The sequence below is a fragment of the Bradyrhizobium sp. AUGA SZCCT0431 genome (assembly GCF_018131065.1).
Lineage (GTDB): Bacteria > Pseudomonadota > Alphaproteobacteria > Rhizobiales > Xanthobacteraceae > Bradyrhizobium.
Map to the genome: position 1 here is coordinate 1 of NZ_JAFCLR010000048.1, position 15,778 is coordinate 15,778.

The 15,778-nt window shown below is 62.9% G+C and carries 15 protein-coding genes; 6 read left to right on the forward strand and 9 right to left on the reverse strand.

Going from position 1 to position 15,778, the window contains the following annotated elements; genetic code table 11:
* Window positions 1–46 precede the first annotated feature (46 nt).
* The 4 genes from JQ567_RS32390 to JQ567_RS32405 form a co-directional block, all read right to left on the reverse strand.
* Window positions 47–226, reverse strand: coding sequence for a hypothetical protein (locus JQ567_RS32390; protein ID WP_249165872.1), 180 nt, complete (start codon window positions 224–226; stop codon window positions 47–49).
* Between the two features lie 100 nt (window positions 227–326).
* Entirely contained in the window at window positions 327–1,238 is a 912-nt protein-coding gene (locus JQ567_RS32395; RefSeq protein WP_212442585.1) for a DMT family transporter, read from the reverse strand.
* Window positions 1,239–1,410: 172 nt separating this feature from the next.
* On the reverse strand, window positions 1,411–2,469 hold the full coding sequence (locus JQ567_RS32400; RefSeq protein ID WP_212207349.1) for a phosphotransferase family protein: 1,059 nt from the start codon (window positions 2,467–2,469) through the stop codon (window positions 1,411–1,413).
* A 161-nt stretch (window positions 2,470–2,630) separates the two neighbouring features.
* Entirely contained in the window at window positions 2,631–3,863 is a 1,233-nt protein-coding gene (locus JQ567_RS32405; RefSeq protein ID WP_212442586.1) for an acyl-CoA dehydrogenase family protein, read from the reverse strand.
* Window positions 3,864–4,183: 320 nt separating this feature from the next.
* Here JQ567_RS32405 and JQ567_RS32410 point away from each other — a divergent pair, with 320 nt between their 5' ends.
* Complete coding sequence (locus JQ567_RS32410; RefSeq protein WP_212442587.1) at window positions 4,184–4,876, forward strand: TetR/AcrR family transcriptional regulator; 693 nt, start codon at window positions 4,184–4,186, stop codon at window positions 4,874–4,876.
* Between the two features lies 1 nt (window position 4,877).
* Here JQ567_RS32410 and JQ567_RS32415 read toward each other — a convergent pair whose 3' ends face one another.
* The 3 genes from JQ567_RS32415 to JQ567_RS32425 all read right to left on the reverse strand — a co-directional run bounded on the left by JQ567_RS32415 (window position 4,878) and on the right by JQ567_RS32425 (window position 7,488).
* Entirely contained in the window at window positions 4,878–5,273 is a 396-nt protein-coding gene (locus JQ567_RS32415; RefSeq protein WP_212442588.1) for a RidA family protein, read from the reverse strand.
* A 92-nt stretch (window positions 5,274–5,365) separates the two neighbouring features.
* On the reverse strand, window positions 5,366–6,592 hold the full coding sequence (locus tag JQ567_RS32420; RefSeq protein WP_212442589.1) for a CaiB/BaiF CoA-transferase family protein: 1,227 nt from the start codon (window positions 6,590–6,592) through the stop codon (window positions 5,366–5,368).
* A 146-nt stretch (window positions 6,593–6,738) separates the two neighbouring features.
* Window positions 6,739–7,488, reverse strand: a complete 750-nt coding sequence (locus JQ567_RS32425; RefSeq protein ID WP_249165873.1) for an NrtR DNA-binding winged helix domain-containing protein — start codon at window positions 7,486–7,488, stop codon at window positions 6,739–6,741.
* 104 nt (window positions 7,489–7,592) lie between these two features.
* Here JQ567_RS32425 and JQ567_RS32430 point away from each other — a divergent pair, with 104 nt between their 5' ends.
* The 5 genes from JQ567_RS32430 (at window position 7,593) to JQ567_RS32450 (ending at window position 14,026) form a co-directional block, all read left to right on the forward strand.
* A complete protein-coding gene (locus JQ567_RS32430; protein ID WP_212442590.1) occupies window positions 7,593–8,639 on the forward strand; it encodes an SPFH domain-containing protein in 1,047 nt (348 codons plus the stop codon).
* Window positions 8,623–9,558, forward strand: coding sequence for a sugar kinase (locus JQ567_RS32435; protein WP_212442591.1), 936 nt, complete (start codon window positions 8,623–8,625; stop codon window positions 9,556–9,558). Before JQ567_RS32430 ends, JQ567_RS32435 begins: the two co-directional genes overlap by 17 nt.
* 394 nt (window positions 9,559–9,952) lie before the next feature.
* Complete coding sequence (locus JQ567_RS32440; protein WP_212442592.1) at window positions 9,953–10,090, forward strand: hypothetical protein; 138 nt, start codon at window positions 9,953–9,955, stop codon at window positions 10,088–10,090.
* Window positions 10,091–10,221: 131 nt separating this feature from the next.
* Complete coding sequence (locus JQ567_RS32445; protein ID WP_312017505.1) at window positions 10,222–12,558, forward strand: TonB-dependent siderophore receptor; 2,337 nt, start codon at window positions 10,222–10,224, stop codon at window positions 12,556–12,558.
* 268 nt (window positions 12,559–12,826) lie between these two features.
* Window positions 12,827–14,026, forward strand: a complete 1,200-nt coding sequence (locus JQ567_RS32450) for a PepSY domain-containing protein (protein ID WP_212442593.1) — start codon at window positions 12,827–12,829, stop codon at window positions 14,024–14,026.
* A gap of 27 nt (window positions 14,027–14,053) precedes the next feature.
* Here the strand turns inward: JQ567_RS32450 and JQ567_RS32455 are convergent, their stop codons facing one another.
* Window positions 14,054–15,247 carry a M20/M25/M40 family metallo-hydrolase gene (locus tag JQ567_RS32455; RefSeq protein WP_212442594.1) on the reverse strand — a complete coding sequence of 398 codons (1,194 nt, stop codon included), beginning with the start codon at window positions 15,245–15,247 and terminating at the stop codon, window positions 14,054–14,056.
* A 120-nt stretch (window positions 15,248–15,367) separates the two neighbouring features.
* Window positions 15,368–15,745, reverse strand: coding sequence for a YbaN family protein (locus tag JQ567_RS32460; RefSeq protein WP_212442595.1), 378 nt, complete (start codon window positions 15,743–15,745; stop codon window positions 15,368–15,370).
* Window positions 15,746–15,778 lie beyond the last annotated feature (33 nt).

A 15,778-nucleotide genomic window follows, 5' to 3' on the forward strand; every position in this document is an offset into this window, starting at 1 on the left:
AAACAAAGCACGATAACGCATCATGGCAACCGCACTGTCACAGAAATTATCGTGTCTCGTTCCAGGGGTGCAGTCCAGTCCTGTCACCGAATTTGGTTTCCCACATCGCGACAATACGAAAGCCGTATTTGGTACGCATGATACGCGCCGCGTGATCGCGAAAACGGTCATGGAACGCGGCCTTGTTCCTTTCGAAGATCTCGTAGATGCGAAGTTGTTGGATCATGGTCAGATCTCCTCTTGCGCCGGAGATATGATCGCGGGGTTGCCCGTCAATTGCCCGGTCCACACCATCCCGCGATCGGTTCCATCAAACAACGAGACGCTCACAGCCCGTCGGGCGGAATGCCTGACGTGGTTGCCGCCACCGGCCTTGCGCGGACGCGCTCGCGATAGAACGCGTAGAGGCCGGACGAGACGATAATCGAGGCGCCGAGCAGCATCATGGCATCAGGCCTGTCGCCGAACATGAAATAGCCGAGCAGCATGGCCCACAGCAGCGCCGAATAGCGGAACGGCGCCACCGCCGAGATATCGCCGGATCGCAGCGCCACGATCATGCATTGATAGCCGATCAGCACCAGTACCGCCGCCAGCGCCAGCATGCCCAGCGCATGATTGGACGGCGGCGTCCAGCCGCCGAGCGGAAACAGGATGACCGCGCCGGCCGATGTCACCGTCACCGTCATCAACAGCGTGATGAAAAGCGAGGGGATTTGCGCGGGTATTTTCTTGGTCGAGAGGTCGCGCAGGGCGCAGAACGCCACCGAGACCAGCGCCAGCAACGAAAACTGGTTGAAGCCCGCGATTCCCGGCCGCACGATGATGAGCATGCCGACAAAACCGGCCGCGATCGCCAGCCAGCGCCGCCAGCCGACCGGCTCGCGAAACACCAGCGCCGCGCCGAGCGTGATGGCGAGCGGCAAGGCCTGAAAGATCGCCGAGGTATTGGCCAGCGGCAGATGCGTGAGCGCCGCCATGAACGATATCGTGCCGCCGACCTCGCCGATGACGCGCAGCGCGACCGGCTTCGTCGCGACCGTGCGCAAGGGGCGCAACGCGCGCTGATGGAATGCGAGCGCTGCGACCAGCACGATCGCGAACAGGCCACGCACCAGCATCACCTGGCCGAAATTGATTTCCGCCGACACCGCCTTGGTGATGGAGTCGTTGATCGTAAAGGCGGCCATGGCGGTGGCCATGATCAGGCTGCCGCGGATATTTGGGGAGAGAGCCAAGATGGATTCCGGTGAATCGCGGATCGTAGGGTGGGCAAAGCGACAGCGTGCCCACCATTAGCAACAACGATCTGGAGAGATGGTGGGCACGGCGCTGACGCGCCTTTGCCCACCCTACGGATGCAATGAATGAAGCATGGCGCGATCCGGATGGACCGCGCCATGTTGTAAATTATTTCGCGCCGGCCTTCTGCGCGTATTCCCAGGAGGCCTGCGACAGCGGCACCGTGCGCTTCGCCGACTCGATGGCCTTGGCGTTGGCCGCGGTGCCGTCGCGGATCCGGCCCGCAATACCCTGCGTGATGCCCGCAAGGCGGAACAGATTGTAGGAGAAATACCAGTTCAGGTCGGGGACCTCGGTACCGGTGACGTTGCAGTAGATCTGCGCGGCCGCTTCCATGCTCGGGATGTTCAGCGCCTTCAGATCGGCGTTGGCGAGGCCCGGCATGGTCCATTGCATCAGGAGGTAAGTGAAGTCGGCCATGGGGTCGCCGAGCGTCGACAATTCCCAGTCCAGCACCGCCTGCACGCGCGGTTCGGTGGAATGGAAGATCATATTGTCGAGGCGGTAGTCGCCATGGACGATCGACACGCGCTTCTGCTCCGGCACCGTCTTCGGCAGCCATTCCGCGAGCTTTTCGAATTCCGGAATGTGCTGGGTTTCGGAGGCGCGGTATTGCTTGGTCCAGCGATCGACCTGCCGCGCAAAATAATTGCCGGGCTTGCCGAAATCGCCGAGGCCGATGGCCTGCGGGTCAAACAGATGCAGCTTCGCCAGCGTCTCGATCTTGCTGGTGAAAATCTTGTAGCGATCGCCTGGCGTCTGGGTCGGAAGCGTGGGATCCCACAGCACCCGCCCCTCTTCCATCGACATGATGTAGAAGGCCGAGCCGATCACGCCGTCGTCGGTGCAGAGCGCATAGGCCTTTGCAACCGGAAATCCCTGCTTGCTCAGCGCGGCGATGACGCGGAATTCGCGATCCACCGCATGCGCCGACGGCAGCAATTTGCCGAACGGCCTGCGGCGCATCACATAGGATCGTCCGGGCGTATCGAGCCGGTAGGTCGGGTTGGACTGGCCGCCCTTGAATTGCAGGACGGTCAGCGGTCCCTGATAGCCTTCAACGTTTTCGCGCATCCACGCATCGAGGCGCTTCTCATCGATACGATGACGCTCCTCGACTTCCTTGGTGCCTGAAAACTCTTCGTCTTTCCTGACGCCGTCCGCCACGATGACGCTCCCTTACTTTATCATCCGTCATTCCGGGGCGATGCGCAGCATCGAACCCGGAATCTCGAGATTCCCCGGTTCGCAACTGCGCACCTGTGGTCTGGTCCTACGGACCATCCCGGAATGACGGCGGGGAGAACGCGCTCCCATTTTGTTACTGGTTAGTGCGACGTGTTTGCATACTTCCGAAGTTCAAGTCTGGCAATGGCGCGATTGTGCACCTCGTCCGGACCGTCAGCCAGGCGGAGCGTACGGATATGGGCATAATCCTTCGCCAGGCCGGCTTCGTCGGAGACGCCGCCGCCGCCATAGGCCTGGATGGCATTGTCGATGATCTTCAACGCCATGTTGGGCGCGGTGACCTTGATCATTGCGATCTCGGCCTGCGCAGTCTTGTTGCCGACCTTGTCCATCATGTCGGCAGCCTTGAGGCACAGCAGGCGATTCATTTCGATGTCGGCGCGCGCTTCGCCGATACGCTGTTCCCACACCGAGTGCTCGATGATCTTCTTGCCGAACGCGGTGCGCGAGGCCAGCCGCCTCACCATCTTCTCAAGCGCCTCTTCGGCCTTGCCGATGGTGCGCATGCAGTGATGGATGCGGCCCGGACCAAGACGGCCCTGCGCGATCTCGAAGCCACGGCCCTCGCCGAGCAGGATGTTTTCCGCAGGGACCCGAACGTTTTCCAGCAGCACCTGGGCGTGGCCGTGCGGCGCATCGTCATAGCCGAACACCGGAAGCATTTTCTCGACCTTGATGCCGGGGGTATCGAGCGGAACCAGGATCTGCGACTGCGCCTGGTGTTTCGCCGCGTTCGGATCGGTCTTGCCCATCAGGATCGCGATCTTGCAGCGGGGGTCGCCGACGCCTGACGACCACCATTTGCGGCCGTTGATGACGTAGTGGTCGCCGTCCTTTGCGATGCGCGTTTCGATGTTGGTCGCGTCCGACGACGCCACCGCGGGCTCGGTCATCAGGAAGGCGGAACGGATTTCACCGTCCATCAGCGGCCGCAGCCACTTCCGCTTTTGCTCCTTGGTGCCGTAGCGGATAAACACTTCCATGTTACCGGTATCCGGGGCGGAACAATTGAACACCTCCGAAGCCCAGGAGATGCGGCCCATCTCTTCCGACAGCAACGCATATTCGAGATTGGTCAATCCCGCGCCGCGGAATTCATCATCCTCATGCGCGTTCGGCGGCATGAACATGTTCCAGAGGCCTTCGGCCTTGGCCTTCTTCTTCAGGTCCTCGAGGATCGGGATGACCTTCCAGCGGGGTCCCTCTGCATCCTGCTTGTCGTAGATCGGCACCGCGGGCCGAACATGCGTTTTCATGAACGAACGAACGCGGTTGAGCCATTCGGTCTGGCGTTCTGACATATTGAAGTCCATGGGACGCTCCCTTCTGAAGATATTTGGTGGCTTTTGAAACCTTTGGCGGCACTGTCTGCCCGCCCCTCGTGCGCCGCAAGAGATTTGCTGGCTTCGATGGAGGCGGATTGACATTTCCAGTCCTTCAAACGATAGTTTCATACACACGTTTGAAATGCAACTCCTTCCGCTTCTCGTCATTCCGGGGCAGCCCGCAGGGCTGAACCCGGAATCCAGAGGTGGCAGGATCGAGATTGCAGGTTCGAGATTCCAGGTTCGCGCTTCGCGCGCCCCCAGGTGCGCAATTGCGCACCGAGAATGACGGGAAAAGGCTCGAGGCTATGGCGTCCGATCATACCCGCTCCGCCATTCTCGCCGCCGCCGAACGGCTCTACGCCGATCGCGGGTTCGGCGATGTGACATTGCGCGACATCGTTGCCGAGGCGAACGTCAATCTCGCCGCGGTGAATTATCATTTCGGATCGAAGGACGAGTTGATCGCGGAATTGTTCGTGACCCGCAGCCTCGCCACCAACCGCGAGCGGCTCAACGAATTGAAGGCGGCCGAAGAAGCCGGCGGCGGCCGCGCCTCGATCGAGGCCATCATGCACGCGCTGGTCGGCCCGACCTTGCGCGGCTGCCTCGGCCCGGACCGCGAAGGCTCGACCGCGGCGCGCTTCATGATCCGCGCGTCGATCGAGTCAGTGCCGCCGATCCGCCGCATCAAGAATCGCGAGGTCGATCATCTGCGGAAATTCGTCGCCGCGATGCGCCGCTCCCTGCCCGGCCGCGACGATGCCGAGCTCTATTGGGGCCTGCATTTTGCCCTCGCGATGTCGCACCACACGATCCGCGAAAAGGAGCGGCTGACAAAGCTGTCGGAAGGCCAATGCGACCTCAACGACGTGAATGCGATCGTCGAACGCGTGGTGGCAGTGAGCGTGATGGCGCTGACGGGCGGGGAGCCCGCGAAGAAAGCGCCGGCCCGGTCCATGGTGCCGCCGTATGGCCGGCTGACCCGGCAGGATATCTGAGCTACATCATCGCCACGCAATCAATCTCGATGTCGAACGGTCCGGTCCATTCCGGGATGCAGACGAAGATGCGGGCCGGCGGGTCATCTGGAAAGTAGCGCCGGTAGACCGAATTGACGGCTGCAAAGTGCCTGGCCGAGGTGCAGTAGATGTTGCACTTCATCACATTGTCCAGCGATGCGCCCGCGGCCTCCAGACAGCGTTTCATCTGCTCGAGAACCAGTTCGGTCTGGCGCTCGATCGGAACGCTGAGGATTTCGCCGGTCTCGGGATCGAATGGCGGCAAGCCGGAGACAAAGATCATGCTGCCGGCGCGCGTCACCGGCGATCCCGGAGGCGCTCCCCACCTCTCGAGATAGGACGAGATCGGTTCGACGCGGAGGGCTTCTCGTTTCATGGCGGCACCTTCGATTGGCGGATCGACGGCGCAAGACTAATGTCATTCGCCGCGATCATGCTTCGAAGATGATCGAAATGTCGCTGTTTCGCCTAGACGATCTTCTGTGCCTTCAGCGCCTCCACCTTGGCGTCGTCATAACCGATCGTCGCCAGCACTTCCTTGGTGTGTGCGCCGAGCAGCGGCGGCGCGCGATACTCCTTCACCGGCGTGCCGGAGAAGGAGATGGCATTGCGGATCAGCGACAGTTCGGGCTCGAAGGGATGCTCGACCTTGACCCGCATGCCGCGCGACTGGACGTGCGGATCCGAAAACACCTGTTCGAAATTGTTGATCGGACCGGAAGGCACGCCGGCCTTCTGCAGCTCGTCCAGCCAGTACGCCACCGGCTTCTTCAGGAACAGTCCGGCGAAGATCGCCATGATCTCCTTGCCGTGCACGACGCGGTCGTTGTTCTTGAGGAATCTTGAATCGGTCGCAAGCTCGGGGGCATCAAGCACGGCGCAGGTGCGCGCGAACTGGCCGTCATTGCCGACCACGAGCATCAATTCGCCATCGGTGGCGCGGAACACGCCGGCCGGCATGCCGCCATTGCCCCAGGTGCCGCGCCGCGGCGGCGTCACGCCGTTGACGAGGTAGATCTGCAGCCAATGCGACAGCGAGGCGATCACGGTGTCGAACAGGCAGACGTCGACATGCTGCCCCTCCCCGCCATTGACCTTGCGGTGAAACAGCGCCGACAGAATCCCGATCGAGGTGTTCATGCCGGTCATGTAGTCGACGATCGACGGGCCGACCTTCATCGGCCCCTCGCCGGGCTCGCCGTCGATATGACCGGTGACGCTCATCAGGCCGCCCATCGCCTGCAATATCGCGTCGTAGCCGGCGCGCGGCGCGTAAGGTCCGGTCTGGCCGAAACCGGTCACCGAGCAATAGATGATGCCGGGATTGATCTCCTTGATCGATTCATAGTCGAGCCGGTAGCGTTTGAGATCGCCGACCTTGTAATTCTCCATCATCACGTCGCAGGACTTTGCGAGCTCGCGGATGATGTCCTGGCCTTCCGGCGAGGCGATATTGACGGTGACCGACTTCTTGTTGCGGTTGGCGCACAGATAGAACGAGTTGTTGTTGTTCGCCTTGCCCTCGGGGTCCTGCAGGTAGGGCGGGCCGAAGGCGCGGGCATCGTCGCCGCCGCCCGGACGCTCGATCTTGATCACCTCGGCGCCGAGATCGCCCAGCATCTGCGCCGACAAGGGCCCCGCCAGCACCCGCGTCAGGTCGAGAATTTTGATGCCTTGGAGTGGCAGAGCCGACATGAAACTTCCTCCGAAACTTTTGATTTGGTGGCGCCGGAATGTCCCCCCGGCGCTCGATGCCCAGCCGATACACTATTTTGCGGCCATGAGCCCTGCATTCCCGGCATGAAGCTATCCGCCTTTGGCTTGTGGCGCGCCGAAACGCCTCAGCCCGGCGCGTTGAACGTCCGGGCAAAGAACACCGGGGATCTGGCCTTCTTCAGCCGGTATAGCTGGGCCGGCCGGTTCGGCCCCTTGCGCATTTTGGCCACCGGCTCAATCAGGTCCGCCGCCAGCATCCGGGTGCGGAACGCGCTCTTTTCCAGCGGGCGGTCGAGCACGATCTCGTAGACCCGCTGCAGGTCCGGCAGCGTGAATTCCGGCGGCATCAGATAGGCCGGCAGCGAGGTGTACTCGACCTTGCTGCGCAGGCGCTGCACCGCCGCTTCCAGAATATCGGCGTGGTCGAAGGCAAGCCTGATCTTGAGCTTACCTGAACCAACGCCAAACCACCGCGCGTCGGCGGCGCCGGGGCCGCTCGCGGGCAAATCGGGCATCAGCGCGAAATAGGCGTGGGTCGCCGACCATCCGCGGGGATCGCGGCCGGCGCTTCCCCAGCTTCCCAATTGTTCGAGATAGGGACTGACCATGCCGGTCTTTTCCCTGAGCTTGCGGACCGCACAGGCCTCGAGGTCGCGGTCCCGGTCGATGTCCACGAAACCGCCCGGCAATGCCCAGGAATCCGGAAACGGCTCGCCCTCACCTGCCGGGCGCTGAACCAGCAGGACCTGGAGCGCGTCGTCCCGCACGGCGAATATGACGACGTCGACCGTCGTCAGCGGCCGCGGAAAATCCAGCGCCCCCGAGTTGCCCGATTTTGTTCCCCGTCCCTGTTCCATGCCCGAATCCGTGTCCATGAACCTTTTTGCCGCCGGGCTTGACAATAGCATACTTAGTTGTACTGTCCAACTTACTTAGTTGTCCAGACCAACTTATGAGCGAGCCAATAGGAGTACACGCCATGTTCGGCATTCGGTTCATCAAAGCCCAGCCGACGACCTATCTGATGAAATACCGCGCCGGCGCGGTCACGCAGGAAGGCGCGGGCCTCTCGGGGTTTTATTATTCCCCGGTCACCTCGCTGGTCGCGGTGCCGATCGGCAGCCGCGACGCCGCCTTCATCTTCGAGCAGATCGCCCGCGACTTTCAGGCCGTCACCATCCAGGGCCACGTCACCTATCGCATCGGCGATCCCAAGCGGGCCGCCGCCATGCTCAATTTCACGCTCAAGAAGGACGGCAAGAATTACGAGTCCGACGACCCCGAGAGACTGCCGCTGCGGATCCTCGGCACGGTCGAGGTGCTGGCACAACAGGTGGTGAAGGACCTGACGCTCAAGGAAGCGCTGCAGGCCTCCGACCGGATCGCCGACATTATCGCAACCGGACTCAAGAGCCGCGCCGACATCGCTTCGCTCGGGCTGGAAATCCTCGGCGTATCGATCCGCGCCGTCAAGCCGACGCCGGACACCGCCAAGGCGCTCGAAGCCGAGGCGCGCGAGGCAATCCTGCGCAACGCCGACGAGGCGATCTTCGCCCGGCGCAATTTCGCGGTGGAACAGGAACGCGCGATTCGCGAGAGCGAACTCGACACTGAAATCGCCGTCGAGCAGAAGAAGCGCTCGATCCGCGAGACCCAGATGGACGCCGAGGCCAGCGTGGTCGCCAAGCAGAACGAACTGCGCGAAGCCGGCATGGTCGCCGACATCACGCTGGAAGCAAAGCGCGGGGATTTCGTGGCGCTCAACGCGGAAAACACCAGAACGCTGGCGGACGCCGAAGCCTACCGCGTCGGCGCGCTGATGAAGATCTTCGAGGGCGTCGACACCAGGGTGATCCAGGCGCTTGCCGCCGCGGGCATGCAGCCCGGCCAGCTGATCGCGCAGGCGTTCGGCGGGATCGCCGAAAAGGCCGAGCGGATCGGCCAGTTGAACGTCTCGCCGGAATTGCTCAACGCGCTGATGGAGAAGCCCAGACTGGCGGAGACCGCGCATGCCCGCCGCCAATGACCGCAAGGTGGTGCTGGTCACCCGCAAGACGCGGCTGGAAGATCTGATCGCGAAATACCTGACGGCCGCGCAAGCCAGATTCTATGTCGAGCATCTCGGCGCCGACTTCTCCGACTATCAGCGCGAGCACGACGTCTATCAGGCAGAGCGGCACCGCTCCGTGCAGACGCTGGAGCAATGGGGCCGCTACCAGATCATCGACCGGAGTTTCTTGCCCAACTTCCTGTTCGGCCCCGCCGACATCGTGGTCGCGCTCGGCCAGGACGGCGTGGTCGCCAACACCATGAAATATCTCGACGGCCACCCGCTGATCGGCCTCAACCCGGACGCCCGGCGTTACGACGGCATCCTGCTGCCGTTCGTGCCGGACGATCTCCCTGCCCTGCTGCGCGAGGTTGCCGCCGACAAGCGCGGCTTCAAGGCGGTGACCATGGCAAGGGCCTCGCTGACCAACGGTCAGGTGCTCCATGCCGTCAACGAGCTCTTCATCGGCGCGCGCACGCACATTTCAGCGGTCTATGAAATCGCGGCCGGCGAGCACAAGGAGACGCAGTCATCAAGCGGCCTGATCGTCGCCACCGGTCTCGGCTCGACGGCGTGGTTCAAGAGCATCGTCACCGGTTCGCTCGCCATCGCCAATGCGTTCGGCGGCCAGAGCGAGCCCGCGCCCTATGCGGCGCAGGCCTGGGACTGCAACGCATTGCGCTTCGCCGTGCGCGAACCGTTTCCGAGCCGCACCTCGCAGGTCAATCTGGTCTATGGCGAACTGACAGGATCCGAGCGGCTCAGCGTCCGCTCCTTGATGCCGGAAAACGGCGTCATCTTCAGCGACGGCATCGAAGCCGACCGCCTCGAGTTCAATTCGGGGACCGAGGCGCAGATCACGGTGGCCGATCGGGTCGGCCGGCTGATCGTGTGACGGAAGTGATCATCTTTGGTCCGATAGGAACGGAAACGCCATCGGTGACGTTATTTCGGATCGGTTTGGTTTGCGACCATGCGCAGTTGCGAACTAGCTGAAAACGGGTGCCCACATGCCGGAAACCAAAACCAGTCGGCAAATCTACGACGAGAGCATCAAAATTCGACGGCAAGTCGATGACGGCCGACCGAGGCAATCGGAGGACGACATTCAGCGCGAGCAACTCGGACCGCGAGGAGTACCGGGACAGCCGGATCCCGCAACAATGGTCCCACAACGCAGAAAGAAGACTCCGTCGGATTTCGATCCCGGCCATACGGCTTGAGATCCACCGGCCCAACGGCGTCAGATCATCTGCCGGGAATTGCCGGCGCCGAAGCGCTCGCCATCATTGCGAAATCCGCTGGCGTTTTTCGACGGTTTGTCCCGCCGCCAGTTCCTGCGCCATCTCGACATGGTGTCGCAACGCTGGAAGGGCCTTGCCCGCATGATTATTCTGCAACTGCCGCTTACAAATTCAGCGCCGTGATGGATTTGCAGACATCGGCCTGAAGCACGCCGGTCCTTAGAGAGATTCAATTCCAGCAAAGTTCTTTTTGTTCGCGGCGGCTGCTAGAGGCAGCCATCGCAAATGTTGTCTCTGCATGGAAGTGAATCGAAGTGACTGTTAACGCTGATTGCCGGCTCGTGGAGGACTATCGAAATCGAACCGAAAAGAACTCTGCGCATCTGCTCATCGGTGCTGCATTCCTGCTGGTCGATTTCTGCTCTGCCACGACGATCGCCAGTGCGCAATCGAGCGTTCCTTTGCCGCCGGTGACGGTGGAATCGCCGACGCAAAGAAGCAAGCCCGCGCGCGCGGCCGGGACATCCGCGCGGCGGACTCAGGCGGCAGCAGCGCGCCAGCGAAATCGAAATGCTGCGCCTGCGGAGCCAACGCCGTCGGAGCGCGCCGCCGCGGCAGCGGCCGCGCAGTACGAAGCCAAGCTCGGCTATCGCGCGATGCCGAGCTCGACGACGCTGCGCACCGGCGCTTCCCCGCTCGACACCTCGCAATCCGTCAATATCGTGCCCGAGCAGGTCATCAAGGATCAGCTACCGCGCAATATCGACGACGCGCTCGTCAATATCAGCGGCATCACCCAGACCAACACGCTCGCCGGCACCCAGGACGCCGTCATCAGGCGTGGCTTCGGCGACAATCGCGACGGCTCGATCATGCGCAACGGCATGCCGCTGGTTCAGGGCCGCAGCCTCAATCCCGCCGTCGAAAGCGTCGAGGTGCTGAAAGGACCGGCTTCGCTGCTGTACGGCATCATGGATCCCGGCGGCATCGTCAACACGATCAGCAAGCGTCCGGAACTCTACCAGCACGGCTCGATTTCGGTGCTGGGCTCGACCTATGGATCGAAGCACGGCGCCGATGCGACCTTCGACATCACCGGCCCGATCGGCAAGGACGGTCTGGCCTATCGTTTCATCGCCTACGGCGTCAACGAGGACTACTGGCGCAATTTCGGCAATCGCCGTGAAACGCTGATTGCGCCGTCGCTGGCCTGGTATGGCGAAAACACCACGGTCCAGCTCAACTATGAGCACCGCGATTTCCTTTCTCCGTTCGACCGCGGCACCGCGCTCGACTCCCGCACCAACAAGCCGCTTGCGATACCGGCGACACGCCGGCTCGACGAGCCCTACAACAACATGTGGGGGACGTCCGACCTGATGCAGGCCTCGATCGATCACCGGATCAACCAGGACTGGAAGCTGTATGCGGCCTACAGCTACAACACCGAAAGCTTCAGCGCCAATCAGCTGCGCATCACCGCGGTCAATCCCGTCACCGGCATCATCACCCGCAGCAATGACGGCACCCGGGGTTCGCTCAGCAACGTCAGTTACGGCACGTCCTACCTGCAGGGCGGGTTCTGGATCGGCGGCATGCGCAACGACGTGCTGGCTGGCGGCGACGCCCAGTATCGCACGATCTACCGCAAGGACCTGATCCGGCAGGCCACCCCCAACGTGTTCAACATCTACAACCCGGTCTATGGCCTGCTGCAGCCGGGCACGACAGTTTCGGCCAGCGACAGCGACCAGACCGACAAGCTCGGCACAAGGGCGCTGTTTTTTCAGGACACGCTTCACCTCACCAACCGGCTCGCGCTGGTCGGCGGCATCCGTTACATAGAATTCGAACAACTGGCAGGCCGTGGACGCCCCTTCGTCGCGAACACCAATCTCAGCGGTGACAAGGTGCTGCCGCTCGGAGGCGCGATCCTCAAACTCACCGAAGAGATCTCCCTCTACGCGAGCTATACGCAGTCGCTGAAGCCGACTTCGACGATTGCGCCGCTCACCGGCGGTGTGGTGATCGGCTCCAACATCGCGCCCGAAGAAGGTATTTCGTGGGAGACCGGGGTCAAGTTCGACGTCAACAAGCGACTGTCAGGCACGCTGGCGCTTTATGACATCGACAAGAAGAACGTGCTGGTATCGCAGCTCAACAGCGCCACCGGCGTGACCGAGTTTCGCACCGCCGGCAAGGTCCGCTCGCACGGCGTCGAACTCGACGTCACGGGAAAGCTGACCGACAGCTGGAGCATGATCGGCAGCTACGGCTATACCGACGCGCGGGTCACCGAGGATCCGGTCCTGACCGGCAAGGCGCTGCAGAACGTGGCGCTGAACACGGCCTCGCTCTATCTGGTCTACGACTTCGGCACGGCCCTGCCCGGCCGGCTCCGGGTCGGCGCCGGTGCCCACTATGTCGGCGACCGGCCAGGCGACGCGGCGAACACCTTCGTCCTGCCTTCTTACGTCGTCGCGGACGTGTTCGCGACTTACGAGACCAAATACCAGACCCTGCCCGTCATCTACCAACTGAACGTCAAGAACCTGTTCGACAACGTCTACTATCCTTCCGCCGTGAACAATCTGAACGTCGCGATGGGCGACGCGCGGCGGGTGTCGCTGTCGGCGACGGTGAAGTTCTGAGAACCGCGCAGGGTGTCGTACCTCGGGGCCAGCGAGGCAAACAAAATTTCGACAAGCATCTAGAAGTCGACATTATTGTTCGTGGTGCGTGCATGACGTTGAGAGAGCAACACGCAACATAGAACGATTACAAACTGCGTCCCTCCGCTCTGGGGTAGCAGGATGAGCATCTCATCGGTATTGTCGGGAAACGCTGTTTGAACAGGCGGCGAATACAACGAGTCCTGCCGATTTCCGGCGCCGATTCCCACAACATGTTTTTTCCGCCATGAGTACACACTCGATCAAGGCCGCGTTGTTGCAGGTCCATTCCGTCATTGGCCTTGCGATCTCGCTGGTGGTGGCCGTGGTCGGGATCACCGGCGCGATGATGAGTTTCGAGGACGAGATCGGTGCCAGCCTCAACGCCGGCATCATGCGGGTCGAGGCCCGATCGGCGCCGATGCTGACGCCGGATGCGCTGGTCGCGCGGCTGCAGACCGCCCAGGATTTAGGCAAGGTCTCGGCCGTGACGATGACCAGCGATCCGTCAGCGGCGGTGCGCATCCGCTTTGCCCGCAACGAAGGTGGCTCGCGGCCGTCCTCGGTTTATGTCGATCCCTATGACAGCCGCCTGCTCGGCTCGCCACGCGGCGAGGACTTTTTCGTCACCGTCCGCAAACTGCATCGCTGGCTGCTGTTGCCCGGCGACGGCAATGGCTATGGCCGGCCAATCAACGGCGCGGTCACGATCGGCCTGATCGTCCTGCTGATCTCGGGCATCGTGTTGCGATGGCCGCGCCGCGCCGGCAGCGTGAGGATGTGGCTGAAGCCAAATCTGGCATTGCACGGCCGGGGTTTCCAGCGCTCGCTGCACTCCGTCGTCGGCACCTGGGTGTTGGTGGCCTATCTGGTGATGGCGCTCAGTGGCCTCTGGTATTCGTTCGACTGGTTCAAGGACGGCGCCACCTGGCTGTTGTCGCGCCCCCCGGTCGCCGCAGCAACGATGCAGGCGAAGACGCAGCCGAAGATGCAACCGAAATCGCCCAAGGGCACGGCCGCGACCGACACCGCCCCGATTGCGCTCGACCGCGTCTGGTCGACATTCCTGCATGAACGGGACGGCCGCTTCGCAACGGCACTGCTGACGCTGCCGGCCGGCGCGGCGACGGTCGTGCGGATCCGCTCCCGCGCACCCGATGCCTCGCAGGATGGCGCGCGCGACGAATTCCGGATCGATGCCGTCACCGGCCGGCTGGTTTCGTCGGAGCTCTACGCGGACAAATCGGCCGGCGAGAAAATCCTGGTAAGAATGTTCGATATCCACCGCGGCAGCATCTTCGGAGGATGGCCGGGCAAGCTCGTGTTCATGCTGGCCGCGGCCCTGATGCCGTTATTCGTGGTCACCGGCTTGATGCTGTATCTTTCGCGCCGAAAGCATCGGCGTGCATCGCCGCCGGCGCTCGGGAGCCTGGTTCCGGGCGAATGAGGCGTCGTGATTTTGCCGCCTTGGCGCTCACCGCATCGTCGCGAGCTGGACCGCGAGCGCGCACGCCTTGTCGTACTCGTCGAGATTGATCCATTCGTCGATCGTGTGCGGCTCGTTCTGACCCGCGCCGAAGGTCACCGTCGGAACGCCGTGGCGGACCATCCAGTTGGCATCCAGCCCGCCATTGGCGGCGCGGATGGAAGGTGTTGCGCCGATGCCGGACACGGCCTCGATCGCACGCTTGACCACGGGCAGGCTCTCTTTCATTCGGAACGGATAATAGTCGGTCTCGGCCTTGAACTTGACGCGGCCCGATTTGCCGTCGCTGTTCTTCACGCTCTTGGCGGCCTTCTCGAACGCCGCCTTGTAGGCCTTCGTGATCTCCTTGAAGAACTTGCTGTCGTGGCTGCGGCTTTCGCCGCGCACGTGCACATAGTCGGTGACGACATTGGTGGCGTCGCCGGCCGGCCTTCCCTCGCCGCCGGTGACGGGGCCGACATTGCTGGTGCCCTGCAGCTTGCGCTTCACCACCTTGCCGAACCAGCCACCGGCCTTCACGTCGGCAAGCGCGAGCGCCAGGATCATGGTCGAACTGATCCCGCGCTCCGGAGCGACGCCGGCGTGCGAGGCGCGGCCGAAAATCTCGACCTGCCAGCGATCCGCGCCGACGGCGCCGATCGTGACATTGGAGGCAGAGCCGCCGTCGTAGTTGAAGGCCATGACCGGCGAGCCGAGCTCGGCGGTCTTGACGTGGCGCGCGCCATAGAGCCCGCTCTCCTCGCGCACGCAGAACAGCAGCGTGATCGGCGGATGATCGAGCTTCTGTTTGGCAAGCTCGGCCGCCAGCGTGACGAGAACGCCGCAGCCGGCGCGGTTGTCGCCGCCGAGCGCGGTCTTCGCGTCATTGACGATCTTGCGCCCCGCCAGTTTTGGTTTGGCGCCGGCGCACAGCGGCACGGTGTCCATGTGGGTCATGAACATGATCCGCGGCTGGTTGTGCATCGCGCCGCGGCCGGGCAGATCGACAATGAGATTGCCGGTCTCCGTCGGCACGGGAATCCGGGTGTTGGCGTCGTCGAGACGGATCGCGCTCGCCGGCACGCCGCTTTCCTGCAGCGCCGCGCTGAGCTCGCGTCCGATCGCGGCCTCCTTTCCGGTCACGCCCTCGACAGCGAGGAAGCGCATGAGACGGTCGGTGGCGGTTTTGACGTCGACTTGCATGGCGGGTTTCCTGATGAGGCTTTGCGGAGTTCGCGAGCATCGTTCGAGACGGCCGGCTGCACAAGGCTACTTGGGATCAGGACTGGCATGCGGACGCCATTGTGCTCGTGGCGGCGATCGCTAGATCGACGTGTCCTGCCGGGCCACCGCCGGACGCGAGACGACGTAGGCGCCGCAGGCCAAAAAACCCGCCGCCACGGCCAAGGCGAGCGGCACTGAAGGCGCGAAGGTGTAGCAGAACACCGCGAAGCCGACCGCCATCCCCGCGCAAGCCATGATCTTGGCGGTGCGCGGGATCGCTCCGGCGGCGCGCCAATCCCGCAGCGGTTTTCCCAATGTCGGATGCTCGAGCAGCCAGGCCTCGAAACGCGGCGAGGAGCGCGCGAAACACGCCGCCGCCACGATCAGGAAAACCGCCCCCGGCATCAGCGGCATCACAAGGCCGATCACGCCGAGCGCGACCATCACCCAACCCAGGCCAAAGTAGATGATGCGCATCAGACCTGCCGCCGCCTGGCTCTCTGTTCAAGC